A 21,498-nucleotide genomic window follows, 5' to 3' on the forward strand; every position below is an offset into this window, starting at 1 on the left:
CTCAAGCCTTGATGAACCAGAGTTCGAGCTCCAAGCCCGGCGGGTCGCCGGCGACGAATAGCGCCAGCTGGCGCGCCACCTCCACGTCCTTCCAGAGCTCACTGGCGCTGTCGAGGCGGAAGTAGCTGAAGTTGGCGTGGTAGCGGATTTCCTGCGGCGCGCCGGGCAGGTTGGCGATGCGAATGCCAAGGCTCTGCGCCTGCGTCAGGGCCACCAGACGCTCGGGTGCGCAGATGCGGATCTGGCCGGGCATCAGCTCGCGGATGCGGCGCTCGTCCAGATTGGCCGCCACCGCCAGCACGAAATGGCCGCCGCGGACCATGCGCGCGTCCGGGATCTCGGCGCTGAACAGACCCTGGCCGCGGTCGGTCAGCGGAATCTGGATCGCCGTCTGCTCGGGCACCGTGATCATCGCCAGGCGGATTTCCTCGATCACCGGCCACAGCACCTTGTTGAGGTTGTCGTGCCGGTAGGCCGGGAAGCTGGGGGGTCGGCGCGACTTGGCGTCGAAGGTGCGGCATTCGCCAGCGAACTTGAGCAGTTCCTGGTGCAGCCAGTAGGGGTGCAGCGGGCTGCCCGAGCACCATTGCGCCAGCAGGGGCTGGTAGCGGTTGCACAGCTGCAGCAGCAACAGATCGGCCACGCCCTTGCTGCCGGCCTGGCCCAGGCGGGCTTCGAGCATGTCGCCACGCTGTTTGACGACGCCCTGCAGCTCCACCATCCAGTCGCGGATGCGCTCAAAGCTGAGCGCATCGAGCAGTGGCGGGATGAAAGCCGGATCCAGTTCCAACTCGCCATTGGCCTTGCGCTCCACCAGGCGCGCCACCGGCAGCGAGCTCATGGCGCCATCCAGATCGGCCTCGAAGCACAGGCCCAGCACCAGTTGGCCCAGCTGCGCCTCGGCCTCGCCTTCGGAGCCGACGACGTTGTCGGTCAGTATGGCGTCGATGGCCTGGTAGCGGGTGCGGCGTGCCCGCGCAGTGTCGGCGTCCAATGCCACGGCCTTGGCGTCGGGGCGCTGCAGCATGGCGTAGAGGTGGATGACGCTGTCACGCGCGTTCACCGGCACATCCAGCGGCGCCAGGGGCGCCGCCGTGGAGGGCAGCTCGAAAGGCGTGCCGTCGGGCAGCAGGCCCAGCGCGCTCTTGAGCCCGAACTTGCCGCTGCGCAGCAGCGCGGTGTCCAGGCTCAGCTGGCTGAAGCCCCAGCCATAGGGCTGCAACTGCCCCACGCGGGTGCCGAGCACCCACTCCAGGTAGCGCTCCTGGTGCTGGAAATGCTGTGGGCGGAGGAACAGCCCTTCGGACCAGACGATCCGTGCGCCATCAAAGCTCATGAGCGGGGAGATCAGGAGATCGCGTAAGTGAAGTCGGTGCCATCCACGCCCACCTCAATGCGCTGGATGCCCTGGCCTTCCAGCATGCGGTTGAGGATGGCCTCGCTGACGCGCGGCAGGATGGTGTTGGTGAGGATGGCGTCGATCATGCGGCCGCCGCTCTCCACCTCGGTACAGCGCGAGGCCACGAGCTTGACCACATCGTCCGAGTAGACGAACTCGGCATCGTGGTTGGCACGCACGCGCTTGACGATGCGGCCAAGCTGCAGCTTGATGATGGCGCCCAGCATCTCGTCCGACAGCGGGAAGTAGGGAATGGTGACGATGCGGCCCAGCAGCGCCGCCGGAAAGACCTTGAGCAGCGGCTCGCGCAGGCTCTTGGCCATGGCCTCGGGGTCGGGCATCAGCTCGGGGTCGGCGCACATCTGCGCAATCTGCTCGCTACCCACATTCGAGGTCAGGAGGATCAGGGTGTTCTTGAAGTCGATGTAGCGGCCCTCGCCGTCCTCCATCCAGCCCTTGTCGAAGACCTGGAAGAAAGTCTCGTGCACATCGGGGTGGGCCTTCTCGACTTCATCGAGCAGCACCACCGAGTAAGGCTTGCGCCGCACCGCCTCGGTCAGCACGCCGCCTTCGCCATAGCCGACGTAGCCCGGAGGCGCGCCCTTGAGCGACGAGACCGTGTGGGCCTCCTGGTACTCGCTCATGTTGATGGTGATGACGTTGTGCTCACCGCCATACAGCGTGTCGGCCAGGGCCAGCGCGGTCTCGGTCTTGCCGACGCCGCTGGGGCCGCAGAGCATGAAGACGCCGATCGGCTTGTTCGGGTTGTCCAGCTTGGCGCGCGAGGTCTGGATGCGCTTGGCGATCATCTCCAAGCCATGCTTCTGGCCGATGACGCGCTCGTTCAGCGTGTCGGCCAGGCGCAGCACGTTCTTGACCTCGTCGCCCACCATCTTGCCCAGCGGGATGCCGGTCCAGTCCTGCACCACCGAGGCCACGGCCAGGTCGTCCACGACCGGCAGCACCAGGGCGGAGTCGGTCTGCAGGCCGCGCAGCTCGCCCTGCACCTGCATCAATTCGGCGCGCAGCGCGTCGGCTTCGGCTTCGGCCGCGTCCGAGCCCTTGGCGGCTTGGGCGCGCAGCTCGACGATGCGCTGCACCAAGGCCTTCTCCTGCTCCCAACGGGCCTGCAGGCCCTTGAGCTCGTCCTCATTCGCCTGCAGCTGGGCACGCACTTCGGCCAGGCGCTTGCTGTGGTCTTCACCGTACTGGGTCTCGCGCTGCAGGATCTCCAGCTCGGTGTTCAGCACCTCGATGCGACGCTGGCAGTCCTCCACCGGTGCCGGCGTGGCGTGCTGGCTCACGGCCACGCGGGCGCAGGCGGTGTCGAGCAGGCTGACGGCCTTGTCCGGCAACTGGCGCGCCGGGATGTAGCGGTGGCTGAGCCGGACGGCGGCATCGACGGCGGCGGCTTGGATGTCCACCTTGTGGTGCTTTTCCAGCACCGGCACCACGCCGCGCAGCATCTGGATGCCGCGCGCCTCGTCGGGCTCGTCGACCTGCACGACCTGGAAGCGTCGGGTCAGCGCCGGGTCCTTCTCGAAGTACTTCTTGTATTCCGCCCAGGTGGTGGCGGCGATGGTGCGCAGCTTGCCGCGCGCCAGCGCGGGCTTGAGCAGGTTGGCCGCGTCACCCGTGCCGGCCGCGCCGCCGGCGCCGATCAGGGTGTGGGCCTCGTCGATGAAGAGCAGGGTCGGCTGGGCCGAGCTCTGCACCTCTTCGATGACGGTGCGCAGGCGGTTCTCGAACTCGCCCTTCATGCTGGCACCGGCCTGCAACGCGCCCAGGTCCAGCGAACAGATGCGCACCGTGCGCAGCGAGGGCGGTACATCGCCCTTGACGACGCGCAGCGCAAAGCCTTCGACGACCGAGGTCTTGCCCACGCCTGCCTCGCCGGTCAGGATGGGATTGTTCTGGCGCCGCCGCATCAGGATGTCGACGATCTGGCGGATTTCCTCGTCGCGACCCAGCACCGGGTCGATCTCGCCGGCGCGCGCCTTGGCGGTCAGGTCCTGCGCGTACTTGGCCAGCGCACTGCCCTTGGCGCCCTCGCCCGCCACGGCACCGGATTCCTCGCCCGGCGCCACGTCCAGGGCGGTGGCCGACTCCATCTGCTCGGCCGAGCCTTCGGTCAGCTGATCGAAGTCTTCGGTCAGCTTCTCGAACTTGATGCGCTCGAACTGGCGCGAGATCGCCAGCAAGGCGTTCTTCGAGGTGGCGCCGCGCAGCATGCCGATCAGCAGATGGCCGCTGCGGATCACGTCGGTGCCGTACATCACCGAGCAATAGGTCCAGGCCTGCTCGACCGCGCCGTCGATGTGGGTGGACAGATCAGACAAGGAGCTGTGCCCGCGTGGCAGCTTGTCCAGGGCCTTGATGAAGTCGGCCTGGAGCAGGGCTTCATCGAGGCCGAAGCCCTTGATGATCAGGTTGAGGTCGCTCTTCTCGACCTGACGCAGTTGGTGCAGCCAGTGCACCAGTTCCACATGGGGGTTCCCGCGCAGCTTGCAGAAGGTGGCGGCGGCATCGAGTGCCTTGTAGGTCGTGGGGCCCAGTTTGGCAAAGAGTCGGATGCGGCTGATGTCGGTCACTCGGTCCTCCAGTTCCATCGGCTTTGTTGGCGGCGCGACCTTCTACCACCCTGGGGGCATGGCGGACCAGCGCCGCACCGCAGGAATACCCGGCCTAGGGGGGCCCAGGGGGCGCCATCGAAGCGGCCGGATCGATCCGCTACAGTGACCCGGCTCCAAGCCGGTCCTCGCCGGCCTTCAGCAGCACCACCTCCATCAGGTTCGGGATGACTCTTCAGCTTCGCATCGAAGGACCTTCGGGCAGCCGCGTGCTGCCCCTGAACCAGGGCAAGACCCTGATCGCCGGCCGCGACGCCGGCGTGGACATCGTGCTGGCAGACCCGGACCGGCTGCTGTCGCGCCAGCATCTCAGCCTGCATTGCGGCGATGACAGCGTCGAGATCACCGTGGTGTCGGCCAGTGGCACCGTTCAAACCCCGGTGGGCACGCTGGGCCCGGGCCAGAAAGCCTTGCTGCGCGCGGGCGATCAGCTCGGCGTGGGCGACTGGCGCCTGCTGCTGGAGGCGGCCGAAGAGGCCGCAGCCGCGCCTGCCGCGACAGCCGCTGCGGACCCCCTGCTGGCCCTGCTGGGCGGCGGCGGCGCAGGCAATGCGCGCCTGGATCCCCTTTGGCAACCCGCAGCGCCCGCCCCCGTCCAGCCGGCCAGCCAGGGCTTCTGGGTAGGCGGCGGCGCCCCGGCGGCGCCGGCAGGTTTTTCGGCCGGCCCGGCCGCGCCACTGGATCATGGTGGCGTGGCCGATCTCGGCATCCGCCCCGCGGGCGCCCAGGGCGACGGCGCTTCGGCCATCAGCGATTTCCTCGGTCCCGCGCCGGCGGCGCGTGCGCCGGCGGACCTCGGCGCCCTGCTGGTGTCGGCGCCCTCGCCCGAACCTTGGGCCGGCCTGCCACCCGTGCTGGCGCCGACCCCTGCGCCCGCCCCCGCGCCGCGGGGTGAAGATCTGTGGGACAGCCTGCGCAAGGCCTTGGTGCCGATGCCGGCCACCACCCCCGAGCCGGCGCCCGCACCGCTGGCCGAACCAGGCACCTCGCCAGGCTTCTACGCGGTGCCCCCACCCGACGAACCGCTGGGAGCCACCCCGGCCGTGGACATCGGCGCCTTGCTGGGCGGCCTGGGCCCTGCCCCGGCGCCCGCCGCCGGCCTGGACTTCGACTTCGGCGGCCCGGCTGTGCCGCCGCCGGTGTCGAGCGTACCGGCGGCTGACGCGCCCCCCGTGGCCCCGGCCGGCACGGCCACCGAAGCACTCGCCAAGGGCCTGGGCATCGCCCTGCCCGCCGACATGGCCGCCGCCGACTGGGAGCGCCTGGGTTCCGCACTGCGTCAGCTGGTACAGGGGTTTGCGCAACTGATGTCGGCCCGCGCCGCGCTCAAGCGCGAGCTGCGTGCGCACAACAAGACCGAAATGCCGATGCGCGACGTCAACCCGTTCAAGTCCGAGCTCGGACTGAACGACGTGCTGCAGCAGTTGCTCTTCAATGCCAGCCGCGGAGGCAAGTTCATGCCGGTGGAGCGCGCCGTGCGCGAGGCCGCCGAGGACCTGCTGACGCATGACCTGTCCATCATTGCCGCCAGCCGCGCCTGCGTGCAGGGCACGGTGCAAGAGTTCGACCCCCAGCTCTTCGTACAGCGCTTCGGCAAGAAGGGTCTGCTGGACCTGATGGCCGATGCGCAGCTGTGGCGCCAGTACCAGGCCTATTACGCGCAGCAGAGCGCGCAGATGGCGGACTGGCTCGAACGCCTGTTCGAAGAGCATTTCGTGACCGCCTATTGCAATGAGGCCGAGCGCCTCAGCCAACAACATGTGCCCTTGCCGTGAGTGACGACGACCGCACCGTGTACCAGCCCCACCAGACCCCGGACGGCGATACCGCGCCGGCGGTGGCACGCGTGGCGGCACCGCCCCCGCCGGAGCCCGAGACCAGCCAGGCCCTGCCGGTCGGCTTCCGCCTGCACGAGTTCGAGATCCAGTCCAAGCTGGGTGAAGGCGGCTTCGGCATCGTCTACAAGGCCTGGGATCATTCCCTCGGCGCCCAGCGCGCCATCAAGGAGTACATGCCCGGCGCCGTGGCCCAGCGCGAGGGCATCACCGTCTCGCCGCGCTCGCAGCGCATGCGCGAAATCTTCGACAGCGGTCTCAAGCGCTTCATGGAAGAGGCGCAAACCCTGGCCAAGTTCGACCACCCGGCACTGGTGCGCGTGCTGCGGCGCTGGGAGGACAACGGCACCGCCTACATGGCCATGCCCTTCTATGAGGGCACGACCCTGCGCGAGCGGGTGCGCCAGATGCCGGAAAAGCCCACCGAGCAATGGCTGATGGGCCTGCTGGCGCCGTTGACTGAGGCCATGCAGGTGGTGCACCAGAACCGCTGGCTGCACCGCGACATCGCGCCCGACAACATCATGCTGCTGAAGGACAGCGGCCGCCCCCTGCTGCTGGATTTCGGCGCGGCGCGCCAGGTCATCGGCGACGTGACGCAGGAGTTGACCGCCATCCTCAAGCCCGGCTTTGCGCCGGTCGAGCAGTACGGCGAAACGCCAGGGCTGGAGCAAGGCCCGTGGACCGATGTGTACGCGCTGGCGGCCTCCATGCACTGGGCCATCATGGGGCGCACGCCGCCCCCGTCGGTGAGCCGCGTGCTGGTGGACAACTACGTGCCGCTGGTCAAGGCCGCTGAGGGCCGCTATTCCCCGCGCTTCCTGGCCGCGCTGGACAAGGCTCTGCGCGTGGACTCGCGCAAGCGCACGCAGAGCATGTCGGAATTCCGCGCCGACCTGGGGCTGGAGGCACCGGCCTACGCCCCGACGCTGGAAATGCCGATCGCCAACCCCGAGCGCATTCCCAGCGGCAGCGGCACGGCCTTCGAACCGACGGCGATCGTCGGGGCACCCGCCCCGGCGCCCAGCGCCTACGCCGCCGCGGACGTCACCCAGGTGATGAGCCGGCCCGGCGCCCAGCCCATCATGCAGACCGTGGATGGCGGCTTCGCCCCGGCGGCCGATGGCCTGGCCGCGACGGTGCAACTCGGCAGCGAGGTGCTGCCAGGCCACACGCCCGCGCCAGCAGGCTTCAGCGCCGCCAGCACGCCGGTGCGCCCGCCATCAAGTGCACCCGCCCCCAGCCTCTCGGCCAGCACAGCTCCGCGCTCGCGCATGCCCTTGCTGGTTGGCGGCGGCTTGGCCACCGTGGCGGTGTTGGGTGGCCTGGGGTACTGGCTGACGAAGCCGGCGCCCGTGCCGGCACCATCGCCCGCCACCGTCACTCAGGCGCCCGCCGCGCAAGCCCCGGCTGCGGCCCCCGCGCCGACGCCGGCGCCCCCCCCCGCCGCGCAGCCGACCCGGTTTGAATGGGAGGCTCAACTGGCGGAGCTGCTGAACAAGCAGGACTCAGGCTATGAGCTCACGGTGAGCGGGCTCAAGACCGAGTACAGCATCAAGCGCGAGGAACGCATCAGCTTCCGCATGCAGTCCAACCGCGATGGTTACTTGAATGTCCTGCTGCGCGACGCCAATGGCGAACTGGTGCAAGCATTCACCAACCTGCCTCCCCTGCGCGTGCGCGCTGGCCAGCCGATGCAGATTCCACCGCCGCGCACGGACGCAATCGCAGTGGCCGAGCCCCTGGGTCAGGACGAGATCCTTTTGGTGATCTCGGCCACACCACGGGGCTACCAGGATCTGGCCGGACCGCGCAGCGGCAGCTTCCTGAGCCTTCAGACCGGGGAGCCCGCCCACCAGGCCCTGCGCAACTGGAAACTGCCGGTGCCCATCCTGGCCGGGCGCCCCCTGGGCCCCTGCGACGGCAGGGAGTGCACCCAGTACGGCGCCAAGATGCTGACCGTCCAGGTCATGCCCTGAGCGGCCGGCGAGCGCGGGTTCAGGGAATCAGTTCGGTCACCTGGCCCGGCACCACGACACTGATCTGGCCACCCCAGGTGCACATCAGCTTGCAGTCGTTGTTCAGCGCCGGCATGTTGGCCAGCAGCACCGTGGCCGAACCCGGCGTCCACGGGGCCGGGGTGACCGGAACGCAGGGCATGGGCGTCAGCACCCCCTGAGCAGCGGCCGTGGCCGAGGCCACAGTCGGGTTGGCCAGGCTGCGGCAGGCCCCGAAGGGCAGGATGTTGACCATGGGCTTGTTGTCCATGATGTTGGCGGCGGGCTGATTGCTTGACAGCACCCGATTGACCGGCAGGACCACCAGCGCGCTGGGCGCCATCCCCTGGCTGCACATCAGCTGCGCGCCGTTCACCACTTGCATCGCCATAAGCACTCCCGAAACCGCCCCCGCGGACACGGGGCGAGTATGTCCGACTCTGGTTCGGGCCCAGCGCCTGCGGTATGGTCCACCACCGATTCAAACGCCCTTCGGGAGCCATGCCATGAGGATCTGCAAAACCGCCGCCGCCTGTGCCCTGCTGCTTGCGCTGGGGGGGCAAAGCGCCTTCGCGCAAGACACCGCCAAGGAGAAGGTGCTCAAGCCCAAGGAAGTGACGACCGAGGGGCTGATCGACGCCCTGGCCTTGCCCGAGGCCAATGCCAGCGGCGCCACGCGGGGTTTCCGCCCCGTGGCGCCGGGTGAAAAGCCCAAGCCCTATGGCCCCGGCAAGGCCAATCTGCTCGTCACCTTCGTGACCGGTTCGACGCAGCTGAGTGCCGAGGCCGAAGCCCTGCTCGACAAGATGGCCGCAGCCATGCAGAGCGACACCCTGGCCGGCGTGGCCTTCCGGGTGCAGGGCCATGCGGACGCACGCGGCGACGAGGCGCGCAACAAGGAGCTGTCGCAAGGCCGCGCCGAAGCCGTCGTGAAGTACCTGGTGACCAAGCACGGCATCCTGGATGCCCGCCTGGCTGCCGAAGGCAAGGGCTCCGCCGAGCCGATGAACAAGCAGCGTGTGGATGCGCCGGAGAACCGTCGCGTCACCTTCGTCAGCACGCGCGACCTGCCCAAGCCCTGAGCGCCTGCGCACATGCGGCGCACTTTGGGCGTGACGGTGGGCGTGGCCGCCGGGGTCGGCGCATTGGCACTGGGCGGCTACTGGCTGCTCAGCCTGCCGCTGAGCGCCCAGGCCACGGATCCGGTCGCCACCGCCTCACCGCAAGCCTCGCCTGAGTCGGCATCAGCGCCGGCGCCAGCGTCCTTGACCGCGCCGGCAACGGCGGTGGCCGAGGCGCCTCAGCCGACGGTGCAAGCGGTGCAGGCGGCCGCACCGGCGCTCACTGCTCCAGCGCTACCGGCTTCCAGCCCACTCGTTGCACCGGTTCAAACCCCGCCGCCGGCCGCCACTCTGTTGGCGCCGTCGGCCCCCTCCTCCGCACCGGCCCCCAGCCCGATCGGCTGGCCGCTGCGCAGCACTGCCGCCCTGCTGGCGGAACGCAGCCAGGGCGACTGGCGCGTGGTGCGCTGGCAGGAGAACCCCGCGGTCGCGGTGCTGCAATTTCCCGACCTCGCCCAGCAGGGTGCAGCCTTGAATCGTCTGGCCGCCCTGGTGGAAAAGGGCGGCGCCCCGCGCGATCGTCTGCTCGGCGCCGCCGAACTGCTGCAACTCATCCAGGCCGGCGGGGACAACCCCCAGACCTTCTTCGGCGGCCACAACTACCGCCTCAGCCAGTTGCTGCGCTTTCATGGGCTCGCCAGTCGCCAGGGCATCGGCCTGAGCCCGGAGGAGCAGCGCCTGCGCCAACTCTTCGAAGCCCAGGGCTGGTGGGGGGAACAGGCCGCCGACAAGGTGCTGATCACTTTCACCGATCTGCAGGCCGATGACCCCAGCACACCGCAAGATGAAGGTGTGGACGCGGTACGGCGCGAATCCGTGTTGCGCCACGAGCTCAGCCATGCGCGTTACTTCACCGACCCGCGCTACCGCGCCCGCTGCGGCGAGATGTGGCGGCAATGGCTCAATGCGGCCGAGCGCCAGCGCATCCGCAAGGTCCTGGCCGAGCAGGGCTACGACGCCCAGAACGAAGACCTGTTGATCAACGAGGCCCAGGCCCTGCTCTTCCACACCGCCGACACGCGCGCCTTCGGTGCCGCGTCCTTCGGGCTGACCGAGGCCCGATTGGCCGCACTCCGCAAGCGCTTCCACGCGAGCGCCAAGTAGGGCCCCGCAGGGCGGCCATGCGGCGGTAGCCGTCTGGCCACTGCCGCACAGGCCGCGCTGCGGCTTGATGCTCAGCGCTGGTCGAGCTTGCGCTGCTCGAACAGGTAATCCACCGGCTTGGGCACGTTCACCGGGCCGCTTAAACCGTACTGCGGCGACTGCGGGAACTTGCGCGCCACCATGAAGCGCACCGTTTCGAACACATTGGCCCCCGGCTTCCAGCTCGGCACCTCACCCAGGGTCTGGAACAGGTGGAAGGCGAAGGGCGAATGACCGCTCTCGCCCGAATCGGCCACCGGCGCATTGCCGCCGGAGGACATCACGACCACCGTGCGCTCGCCCAACACCTCGTTGGGGTTCAGCGCCCCGGGGGCGGGCACGGCACGCAGGCGCTGGCCGGTCACCAAGCTACCGGAGTAGCAGCTGTCGGACAGCAAGGCCACCTGGCGCGCCGACATGGCCCGCATCAGGCGCCCGATGTCGTTGTTCGACAGCCAGGTCTCCGGGCGCTTGGCGTCGCTGTCAGCCAACTGCCAGTAACCCTGCTTGCCCCCCTCGGGCACGTTGATTTCGTCGCCATGGCCGGCGTAGTACACGAGCACCGAATCCTGCGGGCGCAGTTCTAGCGCCAGACGGTTCAGCGCGGCCACCACCTGGGTCTTGGTGGCGTTGCGCAGCAGCACGGTCTCGTAGCCCAGACGGCTCTCGACCAGCGCAGCCATGGCCTCGGCATCGCCCACCGCGCCTTCCAGCTGCGGGATGTTGCGGTCCTGATAGTCATTGACGCCGATGACCAGCGCGATCTTGCGTTCGATCTGCGGCAAGGCGGCCGTCTTCACGGCGCGGCGCTGGCTGAAGGCGGGCGGCAGCGGCGCTGCCGCGGCCTGGGCCACCGCCGGCGCAGCGGTGGAAGGTGCAGGCGCAGGTGCCGCGCCCGGCGCAGGGCTGGCCGGCGGCTTGATCGCTGACGGCGCCCCGGAAGCCTCGGCCTGGAGCTCCAGGCGCAGGGCCTCGGTGACGAGACAGTTGCCCGCCTCGGCCTCTTTGCGATTGGTGCAGGTCTGCAGATCGGCCAAGCCCGGATTGCTCTCCAGGCGGGTCAGCGCTTCCTCAAACAACTTGCGCTTGATGCGATTGCGCTCGTCCAGCAGCTGCTGGATGGCGTCCATCGACATGCCGCCGAGGTCCACTGCCCCGAAACGCGCGCCAGCGGCGGCGATGCCGGCGCCTGAGGCCAGGCCACCGCCCGTGCCCGCGCCACCACCGCTCCCAGCACTGCCGCCGGAGCCACCGCTGCTGCCGCCCGAGGTGCCACCCGAAGTGCCACCCGCGCTACCGCCCGAGGTGCCACCCGAAGTGCCACCCGAAGTGCCACCCGCGCTACCGCCCGAGCCAGCTCCCGCGGCGCCGCCGGCCGGTGCACCTGTTCCGCCACCGCCCGCCACCGGCGGCAGAGGCGAACTCAGATCCAGCACACCCAGCGGCGGAAGAGGGCCGCCCGACGGGCCGGTGCCGCCAAGCGGCGGCACACCCGGCGGCGTGCCCGAATCGGATCCGCCCGCGCCACCGCTGCCGCCACCGCCCACCGGCGTGACCGCCGGCGTCTGGGCCAGGATTTCCGGCGTCAGCGCATACACCACCAGGGCTGAGGCGTTGCCTGCGGCCTGCGCAAAGCTGTAGTTGGCGGCACTCAGACCGCTGCCGACGATGGCGAAACTACCCTCCACCAAGGCCGGGGTATTGGCGCCCCCCACCGCCGGCGCCGTGAACTGCAGGCTGCCGGTGGTGGCCGTGGCCAGGCTTTCCCCGGCCACAAAACCTGTCACGCTGCCGCTGAGTTGCCCCACCAACTGCCCGACCAGGCGCTGCGCGGGCGTGGCCACATAGGTCAGCGTGGCGGGGGTGACGACGCCGGTCAGCGCCGGCAGCGCCAGGGTGTAGTTGCCCGCATCGGCACCACCGAGCGTCAGCCCCGAGAGTTGCACCGGCTTGGCCTGACCCACACCCGCCGCATTGCTGCCGCCAAACTGCGCCTGCAGCGTGCCCGCCAGGGCGACCTGATCCCCCGCCACCGGGCTGATGCTGGGCGTGCCGCTCAGCGGGGCGGTGGCGCTGCCGTCGTAGACCTTGCTGCCGACCTGGACGCCCGCCAGGTTCAGCACCCGCGGCGTGATGTCCGCGCTCAGACTGCCGCTCAGCGTGAAGCTGTAGTTGGCGGCATCGGTGCCACCGAAGCTGAGCCCTGAGACCGTCACCGGCTTGGCCGTGCCCACCTGCTTGTTGTTGAAGCGCGCATCGAGGGCACCGGCCAGATTGACCTGATCACCCGCCAGGATGGACAGCACCGGCGTGCCTCCCAGCGCGGCGACATCGCTGCCGTCGTACACCTTGCTTTGCGCCTGCAGGCCGCTCACCGTGGCCGGCCGCGGCGTGATGTCGGCTTTCAGCACTCCCACCGCCACCGGCATGTAGTTGCCGGCATCCGCCCCCGTCAGCGCCAGGCCCTGCAGGGTGACGGTCTTGCCGGTGCCGGCGTGCTTGTCGACGAAGCTGGCCGTAAGGCTGGGCGCGACGCCCACCTCATCGCCCGCGTTGGCCTGGAACGTCGGCGTGCCGGTCAGCTGCGCGTTGACCGTGCCGTCGTAGACCTTGTTGCCAGCCACCAGGCCGGCAATGTTCAGCGGAGCGGGGGTGATGGATGCCGTCAGCGCCGACTCGGGCTTGAGCACGTAATTGCCGGCATCGGCGCCGCTCAGGCTCAGGCCTGTCAGCACCACCGGCTTGTTCGTGCCGACATGGCGGGTATCGAAGCTGGCGCTGGGGCTGCCGCTGACGACGACGCTGTCGCCCGCCAAGGGTGCGGCGACGGCGGTGCCGCTCAGCTGCGCCAGCGTGGTGCCGTCGTAGACCTTGTTCAGCGCCGTGAGTCCGCTCAGCACCAGGGTCGCGGGGGTGATGTCACCGCTCAGCATCAGGCTGCCGGCAAAGCTGTAGTTGCCGGCATCCGGGCCGCTCAGGCTCAGGCCGCTGACTTTCACGGGCTTGCCGGTGCCCACCTGCTTGGTGTCGTAGCTTGCCAGTGGCGTGCCGCTCAGAGTCACGGAGTCGCCGCCCAGCACGGTGGGTACGGCCGTGCCGCCCAGCGTGGCCGTGGTGTTGCCGTCGTAGACCTTGGGTTCGACGATCAGCCCGCCGACCGCCAACGGGGCAGGCGTGATATTGGCGCTGAGGCTGCCGCTGAAGTTCAGCACGTAGTTGCCACCGTCCGCCCCGCCGAAGCTCAGGCCGGACAGAGAAACCGGCTTGGCCGTGCCCACATGACGGTCGCTGAATTCGCCCGTCGGGTTGACCAGGCTGACGCTGTCACCCGGCAGCACGGTGTATGAGGCGGTGCCGACCAGGCCCGCCACGGTGCTGCCGTCGTACACCTTGTCTTGCGCGCTAAGGCCGGAAACCAGCACTGCCAGAGGAGCAATGTTGGCCGTCAGGCCGCTCGCGCCCACGCTATAGCCATAGATGGGACGACCGGACCCGTCCACTGCCGTGAAGGCATCGGAGGAGGTCAAGTCCAGCGGTTTGTCCGTGCCGACGTTCTTGTCGCGGAACACGGCCGTGACGCCCGGCTTGAGCGTCAGCGTGTCCCCCGCAAGCCCCGAGGCCCCCAGGCCGGAGACCGAGGCGGCCGTGGTGCCGTCGTAGACCTTGTCCAGTGCCGTGCCGGTGATGGCGGCGTAGACCGGGCTGCTGAAATGGAAGCCATTGCCCTTGCCGGCAATGAAGGTGGTGTCATACCCCGTTGTGCCGTAGGCCTTGTAGTTGGGGTTGAGTCCGCCGGGGTTGAACTGGTTCTGGCCCGCCGTGAAGGTGGCGCTGTCCAGCGGGTGCTGGCCGACCACGGTCCATTGGCTGATGTTGCCGCCGAACAGCCCCGAACCCGACTGGTTGTCGATGCGCGACGCGCCCACGCTCCCGTCCTGACCGATCAACACCGCCGCCACTGGGCTGCTGTAGGCCGTGATCAGGCTGGAGCTCTGGAAGACTTGCGAATCGGCTTGCAGGCGCATCAGGCCGCCGCCGATCAGCCAGCTGTTGCTCAGATTGAGGCTGGGGCCCTTGATGGAGAAGTTGCGCGGACTGGGCGCGAGGTCATCCTGATTGATCTGCGATCCGCTGATCTGGATCGCACCCTGCAGGGCCTCGATCGAGAGCAGGCCCGTCATGCTGGCGTCGAGTGCCTGGTAGGGCGTGCTGGCGGCCGCACCCGTGATCTGCACGGCGGCCGCGCTGCTGGAGTCGGTGCTGCCCGTCACACGCAGGCTACCCACCTGGCTGCTGGTCAGCACCGTGCCTCCACTGGATGCATCGATGAGCACCCCGATCGCACCGCTGCCCCGGCCGGTGCCTTGCACATCCAAGGTGCCGCTGGCCAGGTAGCCATCGTGGTTCACATGTACCTGCGAGCCGTTGCGGATCTGCACCCCATGCGTCGAACCCTCGCCGCGCAAAACCGCGCTCTCCTCCGACAGGATGGACGTGCCGCCCTCCACCAGAATGCCCCTGCCCGTGCTGGCCTTGCCATCGATGGTGAGGCGGCGCTGCGACAGATCGCTGCCCGTGATCTCAACGCCCGACATGCCGGCGGTATTGGTGGCGCGCAGGATCAGGTCGCCCCCCAAGTTGAAATCCGCGCCGTTCAGGTGAATGCCTGGCAGGCTCGCGCTGCCCGGTGCCGGCGCGCCGGAATAGCCGCCCATGGTGACATTGCCACTCGTGCTGATGTTCAAGCCAGAGGCCAGTACGCTGCCTGTACCGGAGCGTCCGGCCTGCACATCGAGCGAAAGATTGGTTCCAAGCGCATTGATGGTGCTGCCAGAAAAGCTGACATCGCCATCGGCAATCAGCGTGAGCGTGAGCGAGCCGACCACGCTCAGCAACGAAAGGTCGCCCGACCAGGTGATGTGCCCGGCCTCGCTGCCCGCGCCGCTGGTGGTCACAGTGACGTTCTGGCCGCCCGCCAAGGCAGCCTCCAGCGTAGAAATGGCCACGAAGGAGCCACTGGCCGTGGGCGCCACCAGCACCGGTGCCGTGCCGGTCACGCTGACATTGGTGTCCGAACCGACGCCGATGCTGACGTTATAGGGATCGATCAGCCAGGTGCCCGCCGCGCCGCGCGCGGCATCCACCCGCATCGACGCCGGCCGTGCATCCAGCCAACCGCCCGAGGTCTCCACCAGGCCTCCGGCGCCGCCATGTGCACCGCCGCGGGCCGAAAAATGTCCGTAGGCGCGCGTCGCCTCGTCGCTCCACAGCACCACCGTGCCGCCCTGCCCCTGCTGCAGCGCGTCGGCGCGCGCCGTGGCCTCGCTGCCGAAAAAGACGGCGCGGGCATTGGGCACCCGGGCGTCCTTGCCCTGCAGACCACCGCCGACCAGGATCTCGCCGCCACCGGTCGCGCCCGAGGCATCGATCTGCGCCTGACCGTCGACCACCACTTCACGGCCCAGCAGCTGGATCTGCCCGCCAGAGCCCTGCGTGCCCCGTGCGCTCACCTCGCCCAACTGGGTGAGGCGGCCACTGCCGGCTTGCAGCAGCACCTCGCCGCCGCGGGCGCCGTCGGCGTGCACCTGGCCCTGCTGGCGCACGGCGGCCGCATGCACATCGATGCGGCCGTCCTCGGCCTGCAGCCATCCGCTGTTCAGCACCTCGCCGGCTTCGGCCAGCAGGCGCACGCGCACATGGGGTGTGGCGGTGTCCACCAGCTCAATTTGCCGGCCCGCCGCCAACACGGCCTGGCCCTGCGGTGCGGACACTTGCCCCTCGTTGCGGACGTCGGCGGCCAGCAGCACCACTTGGCCCCCCTGGGCGCCGCGCAGCTCACCCTGGTTGACGATGCTGCCGCCGGGCAGGCCAGCGTCCTGCTCGAAGCGCAGGCGGCCGCTCAGCCAGTCCTGGTCGGACAGGTTCAAGGTGGACGCGACCAGGCTGGCCACATCCACGCGCGCCTGGGCGCCAAACAGGATGCCGTTGGGGTTCAGCAGCCAGACTTGGCCATTGCTGGTCAGGCTGCCCAGGATCTGCGAGGGATCCTGCCCGACGACGCGGTTGAGCACCTTGCTGGCCGCATTGGCCTGCTGGAAGTGCACGCCGTAGCCGGTGCCGATGCCGAATTGGTTCCAGTTCAGGATCGCGTTCGGCGAATTGGTCACCGTCATCTGCTGGCCCTGGGTGCTGACCTGGGCCTGGCCGCGCACCACCTGCAGCCCGCTGGGCAGCACCTGGCTCACGGCGGCCAGGGGCAGGCTGAGCAGGGCACTGGCGGCCAAGGCCTGGGCGAGCGGGCGCAGCAGGAAGGCGCGCGACTTGGAAGTGTTCGAAGTCTTCATCGTGATCTCCCCGGGCTCAGTCGAGCCCGTAGCTGGCAGACAGGTGCAGGCGCACATCGCCGCTTTCGGTCAGGGTGCCGGCGCGGCCGGCGCGGGCCAGGTCCATATGCAGGCGCCAGGGGCCGTCGCTGTAACGCAGGCCCAAGCCGACTGCGTGCAGGTCGCAGCTCGCCTGCCCTTGGCGGCATTCGCCGCCGGTCTCGTTCCAGACCTTGCCCCAGTCGGCGAACAGCAGGCCACGCAGCTGGGCGTCGGGCCGACTGGCCAGGGCCCAGGGGGCCGGGCTCCATTCCACGCTGGCCAAGAGGCCGCGGTCGCCGGTGATCTCGCGTTCGCGGTAGCCACGCACGGCATTGGCACCCGCCAGGCCGAACTGCTCGCCCGGCACCAGGGCGTCACGCGTCCACTGCAGGCTCATGCGGGCCGTCAGCGAGGCCTGCTTGCCGCCGCCCTGCTGCAGGTGGCCGCCCAGGCGCAGCGCGGTGTAGCGGTAGCGCGCGCCTTCACGCACGGCCTCGAAGTTCGCAGCCTTCGCATAGCGCCCGCCCAGGCCGAGGTTGTGCGAGAGCCCCACATTGGCACCGAACATCACGCTGCGGCCGCCCTGGATGCTGTAGTCGAGCGTGAGCGGCTGCACGGTGACCGATTCCCCCGGCGCCCCGCAAGCGCCCTCGGGCAGGCCTTCGATGGTGCAGCGGTTTCGGTACTCGCGCTGATCGATGCCGGCGCGCAGGCGTTGGTCCCACTCGCCCTGGCGCAGCAGCAACTGGGTCAGTTGCGCCCCCAGCACATTGCCGCGGCCATTGAACTGCAGGGCGCCGGCGGCGGTGGGGGTGCTGCCACCGTCCACGTTCGAGCGCACGGCATACAGATCGATGCGGCGTGCCGACTCCGGCAGCGGCGCCATGTAGTTCAGCGAAAGGATCGAGACGCGACTGGGTTCTTCCACCGAGGTCTGCCAGTTCACGCTGGCCTGATGACCCCGCCCGCCCACGTCGGCGTGGCGCAGGCCGGCGCTGATGCGGGTGCGGCCGGTCTGCTTGGTGCCGGTGTTGTCGAGCGCGAACTGCGGGCGCAGCACCGGGCCTTCGGTGACGATGACACGGGCGTCCACGGCACCGACCTTCTGGCCCGGCTCCAGCGTGACCGCGAGCTTGCGCGCCGGGTTCTGGTTCGCCAGCTCGACCTGGCGGTTGATCTCGGCGATGCGCGGCGTCTTGTCCTCCTGCAGGGAAGGCACGGCGCGTCGCACGGACTCGGCACTGAATTGCTGCGTGCCGATGACGCTGATCAGGGCCATCTTGCCCTCGAGCACGCGCACCTCGGCGACACCATCCGGCCCCGGCTGGAACACGCTGACCAGCACCGCGCCGTAGCCCGCCTCGCGGTAGAGCGCCTGCAGGGCCAGCGCAGCGGTGCGCAGCTCCTGGTTGTTGCGCGGCCCCAGGTAGCGCGCCAGCACGGCTTGCAGGCGCGCGCTATCGACGAGGCTGTTGCCACTGACCTTGAAGGACTGGATGGCGGTGGGTGTGGCGGAAATTGCGGCCCCTGCCGCTGGTGCGCTCTGCGCCGCCGCCCCAACGCTGGCCGCCAGCAGCGCCACGGCCAGCCAGCGGGAGGTGGGAGTCAAGCTCGTCATGCCCATGGTGTCTCGCTCTGAGTCGGGGCCGGATCCACCGCGCGCTTCCTCGGCACGCGACGCTGGCGGGCCTCCCACGCCAGGCTCCCGGGGAGCTTAGCGTCCGGGGCCGGCGGCGAGTATGGCCGTGAGCAATTTCACACAAGGGCAAGCCCGGGGCCTTGCCCCGCAGCTCGGGGGGCGATCAGAGCCCTTCGAAGGCCTGTGCCAGGTCGGCGATCAAGACTTCAGGCTCTTCGAGCCCAATGGCCAGGCGCAGCACGGTCTCTTCGCTGCGGTTCACGCTGCGCAGCTGCGTCAGGTCGTAGGGCACGGCCAGGCTGACCGGCCCGCCCCAGCTCCAGGCCAGACGGAACAGCCGCAGCGCATCCACCGCCGCCTCGATGCGCGCGCCCGGCGTGCCGGGCTGGAAGCGCAGGGTCAGCAGGCCGGCGGCCGCGCGGCACAGCTGCTTCCAGTGCGCATGGCCCGGCGAGCCGGGCAGCGCCGGGTGCAGCACCTGCGCCACGGCCGGGTGCTGCTGCGCCCAGGCCGCCACCTGGCGGGCGGCGGCGTCCTGGGCGGCGTAGCGCAGCGGCAGGCTGGCCAGGCCGCGCAGCACGAGCTCCACGTCGTTGGCACCCACGCCCAGGCCGCTGCGGCCATGCGTGGCGGCCAGGCGCTCGAACAGGGCGCGGGCGCGCGTGGCCACGGAGCCCATCAGAACGTCCCCGCCGCCGCTCGGGTACTTGGTGAGCGCGTGGATGGTCAGGTCCACCCCGAGCGCAAAGGCGTCGAAGGCCAGGCCCGCACCCCAGGTGTTGTCCAGCGCAATCACCGCCTGCGGCGCGCCCGCACGCACGGCAGCGATCAGCCCGAGCAGATCGGGAAATTCCAGCGTGATCGAGCCCGGCGCCTCCAGCCACACCAGGCGCGTGGCCGGCGTCAGCTTGGCCGCCAGGTCGGCCGGGTCCAGCGGGTCGTACACCGCGTGGGCAACGCCCCAGGCGGCGAGCTCGTGGCGCGCGCTGTTGCGGCTGGGGCCGTAGACGTTGTCCGGGATCAGCAGCTGGTCGCCGCTCTTGAGCAGGCTGTGGTTGACCAGGTTCAGCGCCGCCAGGCCGCTGGGCGCCAGCAGCACATGTTCCGCGCCCTCCAGCGTGGCCAGCCGCGCTTCCAGCGCGAAGGTGCTGGGCGTGCCGTGCAGGCCGTAGGTGTAGGCGTCGCGGTCGGCCCAGCGCACACGCTTGAGCGCGGCGACGTTCTCAAAAAAGATCGAACTGCCCTTGTGCACCGCCACGGCGGGCGAGGCGAAGCCGGCCGGCGGCTGATAGGCGTGGTGGATCAGCTCGGCGGCAGGCTGGCGTTCGCTCATCAGATGGGCATCGCAACGAGGTCGTGGCCCTCGGCGGCCACCACGCGAGCGCGGGTGAACTCGCCCACCTTGAGCTGCTTGCTGGCTTTCTCAGGCGGCAGCAGGCGCACGGTGCCGTCGATCTCCGGGGCATCGGCGTACGAGCGCCCCACCCCGCCCTTGCGGCCCAGCGCCGGCGCGCTGTCGATCAGCACCTGCAGGGTCTGACCGACGCGGCGCTGCAGACGCTCCACTGAGACCTGCTCGGCCACCGCCATGAAGCGCGCGCGGCGCTCCTCGCGCAGGGCGTCCGGCAGCTGGTTCGGCAGTTCGTTGGCGCTGGCACCGTCCACCGGCGAGTAGGCGAAGCAGCCGGCACGGTCGATGCCGGCTTCGCGCACGAAATTCAGCAGGTGCTCGAACTCCTCCTCGGTCTCGCCCGGGAAGCCGGCGATGAAGGTGGAGCGCACCACCAGGTCCGGGCAGGCCTCGCGCCAGCGCAGCAGGCGCTCGAGGTTCTTCTCGCCGCTGGCCGGGCGCTTCATGCGCTTGAGCATGTCGGGGTGGGAATGCTGGAAAGGCACGTCCAGATAAGGCAGCACCAGGCCCTCGTTCATCAGCGGCAGCAGCTCGTCCACATGCGGGTAGGGGTAGACGTAGTGCAGGCGCACCCAGGCGCCATAAGGCTTGGCCAGTTCGCCCAGTTCGCGCACCAGGTCCAGCATGCGGGTCTTGACGGGCTTGCCGTCAAAGAAGCCGGTGCGGTACTTGGTGTCCACACCGTAGGCGCTGGTGTCCTGGCTGACGACCAGCAATTCCTTCAGCCCGCCCTCGAACAGGGCCTTGGCTTCCTTGAGCACGTCGCCGACCGGGCGGCTGACCAGATCGCCGCGCATGCTGGGGATGATGCAGAAGCTGCAGCGGTGGTTGCAGCCCTCGCTGATCTTCAGATAGGCGTAGTGCTTGGGCGTGAGCTTGATACCGGCGGCGGGCACCAGATCCATGAAGGGGTCGTGCGGCTTAGGCAGGTGCTGGTGCACCGCGTCCATCACCTCCTGGGTGGCGTGCGGCCCCGTCACGGCCAGTACCTTGGGGTGGATCTGCTGCACGAGGTTGGCGCCATCGGCCGCCTGCTTCGCGCCCAGGCAGCCGGTGACGATGACCTTGCCGTTCTCGGCCAGGGCCTCGCCGATGGTGTCCAGGCTCTCCTTCACCGCGTCGTCAATGAAGCCGCAGGTGTTGACGATCACAAGGTCGGCACCGGCAAAGGTCTTGCTGGTCTCGTAGCCCTCGGCGCTCAGCTGGGTCAGGATCAATTCGCTGTCCGTCAGCGCCTTGGGGCAGCCGAGCGAAACAAAACCCACCTTGGGGGTGGCGGCAACTTCAGTCGTCATCACTTCGTCTTTCCAAATCCGGGCATGCCGGGGAACAAGGCCCCCTTGGCCATTTGTTCCTGCATCTGCACGAACAGGTTCTTGCTTTGCTCGATGTAGTTGCCCATCAGGCCCTGCATCATGGGCGCTTGGCCCTGCATGAACTGGGCCCAGGCCTCGGGGGTGGCGCCCAGCCCGCCGCTGTGCTCGGCAAAGCGGGCCTGCAGCTCGGTGAAGGTCTGCAGATTGCGCGCCAGATAGTCCTGCAACACGCCCTGCATGGCCTGGCCGTAGAAGCGGATGATCTGCTGCAGCATCGGGGTGGAGAACATCGGCACGCCGCCGGTTTCCTCTTCCAAGATGATCTGCAGCAGGATGGCTCGGGTCAGGTCTTCGCCGGTCTTGGCGTCGCGCACCTCGAAGTCCTCGCCGCCCAGCACCATGGCCTTGACGTCCTGCAGGGTCACATAGGCGCTGGTCTGGGTGTCGTAGAGCCGGCGGTTGGGGTACTTCTTGAGGATGCGCGGCCCGCCCGCACCGGAGCCTTGCGGCGCGGTGTCGTCGGGGGCGGCCGCTCGGCGCCTTGTGGCCATGGGGGATTCCCGGGGTGCAGAAAGGGGCGAATTTTAGGAGGGGCCGGGGACATCCCCTGAACTTCTGCACGGCCCGGCGAATCGGCGTACA

General features: G+C 69.4%; 12 protein-coding genes. 4 read left to right on the forward strand and 8 right to left on the reverse strand.

The window, feature by feature from the left end:
- Window position 1: 1 nt before the first annotated feature.
- Window positions 2-1,336 carry a type VI secretion system baseplate subunit TssK gene (gene tssK / locus ACE3QP_RS12155; protein ID WP_374436387.1) on the reverse strand — a complete coding sequence of 445 codons (1,335 nt, stop codon included), beginning with the start codon at window positions 1,334-1,336 and terminating at the stop codon, window positions 2-4.
- A gap of 11 nt (window positions 1,337-1,347) precedes the next feature.
- Entirely contained in the window at window positions 1,348-3,990 is a 2,643-nt protein-coding gene (gene tssH / locus ACE3QP_RS12160; protein WP_374436389.1) for a type VI secretion system ATPase TssH, read from the reverse strand.
- A gap of 206 nt (window positions 3,991-4,196) precedes the next feature.
- Here tssH and tagH point away from each other — a divergent pair, with 206 nt between their 5' ends.
- Complete coding sequence (gene tagH, locus ACE3QP_RS12165) at window positions 4,197-5,804, forward strand: type VI secretion system-associated FHA domain protein TagH (RefSeq protein ID WP_374436391.1); 1,608 nt, start codon at window positions 4,197-4,199, stop codon at window positions 5,802-5,804.
- Window positions 5,801-7,843: a protein kinase gene (locus ACE3QP_RS12170; protein WP_374436393.1), complete on the forward strand. Its 2,043-nt coding sequence runs from the start codon at window positions 5,801-5,803 to the stop codon at window positions 7,841-7,843. Before tagH ends, ACE3QP_RS12170 begins: the two co-directional genes overlap by 4 nt.
- Window positions 7,844-7,862: 19 nt before the next feature.
- Here ACE3QP_RS12170 and ACE3QP_RS12175 read toward each other — a convergent pair whose 3' ends face one another.
- Window positions 7,863-8,252, reverse strand: a complete 390-nt coding sequence (locus tag ACE3QP_RS12175; RefSeq protein ID WP_374436395.1) for a DUF4280 domain-containing protein — start codon at window positions 8,250-8,252, stop codon at window positions 7,863-7,865.
- 115 nt (window positions 8,253-8,367) lie between these two features.
- On the opposite strand from ACE3QP_RS12175, the gene ACE3QP_RS12180 reads away from it, so the two are divergent.
- A complete protein-coding gene (locus tag ACE3QP_RS12180; RefSeq protein ID WP_374436397.1) occupies window positions 8,368-8,943 on the forward strand; it encodes an OmpA family protein in 576 nt (191 codons plus the stop codon).
- A gap of 12 nt (window positions 8,944-8,955) precedes the next feature.
- Window positions 8,956-10,086, forward strand: coding sequence for a hypothetical protein (locus tag ACE3QP_RS12185; protein WP_374436399.1), 1,131 nt, complete (start codon window positions 8,956-8,958; stop codon window positions 10,084-10,086).
- A gap of 71 nt (window positions 10,087-10,157) precedes the next feature.
- On the opposite strand, the gene ACE3QP_RS12190 is transcribed toward ACE3QP_RS12185, so the two are convergent.
- The 5 genes from ACE3QP_RS12190 to phaR all read right to left on the reverse strand — a co-directional run bounded on the left by ACE3QP_RS12190 (window position 10,158) and on the right by phaR (window position 21,407).
- On the reverse strand, window positions 10,158-16,469 hold the full coding sequence (locus ACE3QP_RS12190; protein WP_374436400.1) for a YDG domain-containing protein: 6,312 nt from the start codon (window positions 16,467-16,469) through the stop codon (window positions 10,158-10,160).
- Between the two features lie 16 nt (window positions 16,470-16,485).
- A complete protein-coding gene (locus ACE3QP_RS12195) occupies window positions 16,486-18,108 on the reverse strand; it encodes a ShlB/FhaC/HecB family hemolysin secretion/activation protein (RefSeq protein WP_374436402.1) in 1,623 nt (540 codons plus the stop codon).
- 184 nt (window positions 18,109-18,292) lie between these two features.
- Complete coding sequence (locus ACE3QP_RS12200) at window positions 18,293-19,462, reverse strand: PLP-dependent transferase (RefSeq protein WP_374436404.1); 1,170 nt, start codon at window positions 19,460-19,462, stop codon at window positions 18,293-18,295.
- The gene (gene rimO, locus ACE3QP_RS12205) at window positions 19,462-20,835 is read right to left on the reverse strand and encodes a 30S ribosomal protein S12 methylthiotransferase RimO (RefSeq protein WP_374436406.1); all 1,374 of its coding nucleotides are present in this window, start codon (window positions 20,833-20,835) and stop codon (window positions 19,462-19,464) included. Before rimO ends, ACE3QP_RS12200 begins: the two co-directional genes overlap by 1 nt.
- Window positions 20,835-21,407 (reverse strand): polyhydroxyalkanoate synthesis repressor PhaR, encoded by a 573-nt coding sequence (gene phaR, locus ACE3QP_RS12210; RefSeq protein WP_374436408.1) that lies wholly within the window; start codon window positions 21,405-21,407, stop codon window positions 20,835-20,837. The genes rimO and phaR overlap by 1 nt, the downstream gene beginning before the upstream one ends.
- Window positions 21,408-21,498 lie beyond the last annotated feature (91 nt).

The sequence above is a fragment of the Inhella sp. genome, from assembly GCF_041912635.1.
Classification (GTDB): domain Bacteria; phylum Pseudomonadota; class Gammaproteobacteria; order Burkholderiales; family Burkholderiaceae_C; genus Inhella.

Coding starts and splice junctions, on each gene's coding strand:
- ACE3QP_RS12185 (WP_374436399.1), top strand. CDS start 8,956: ATGCGGCGCACTTTGGGCGTGACGGTGGGCGTGGCCGCCGGGGTCGGC.
- rimO (WP_374436406.1), bottom strand. CDS start 20,835: ATGACGACTGAAGTTGCCGCCACCCCCAAGGTGGGTTTTGTTTCGCTC.
- tssK (WP_374436387.1), bottom strand. CDS start 1,336: ATGAGCTTTGATGGCGCACGGATCGTCTGGTCCGAAGGGCTGTTCCTC.
- ACE3QP_RS12175 (WP_374436395.1), bottom strand. CDS start 8,252: ATGGCGATGCAAGTGGTGAACGGCGCGCAGCTGATGTGCAGCCAGGGG.
- ACE3QP_RS12200 (WP_374436404.1), bottom strand. CDS start 19,462: ATGAGCGAACGCCAGCCTGCCGCCGAGCTGATCCACCACGCCTATCAG.
- ACE3QP_RS12195 (WP_374436402.1), bottom strand. CDS start 18,108: ATGACGAGCTTGACTCCCACCTCCCGCTGGCTGGCCGTGGCGCTGCTG.
- phaR (WP_374436408.1), bottom strand. CDS start 21,407: ATGGCCACAAGGCGCCGAGCGGCCGCCCCCGACGACACCGCGCCGCAA.
- ACE3QP_RS12180 (WP_374436397.1), top strand. CDS start 8,368: ATGAGGATCTGCAAAACCGCCGCCGCCTGTGCCCTGCTGCTTGCGCTG.
- tagH (WP_374436391.1), top strand. CDS start 4,197: ATGACTCTTCAGCTTCGCATCGAAGGACCTTCGGGCAGCCGCGTGCTG.
- ACE3QP_RS12190 (WP_374436400.1), bottom strand. CDS start 16,469: ATGAAGACTTCGAACACTTCCAAGTCGCGCGCCTTCCTGCTGCGCCCG.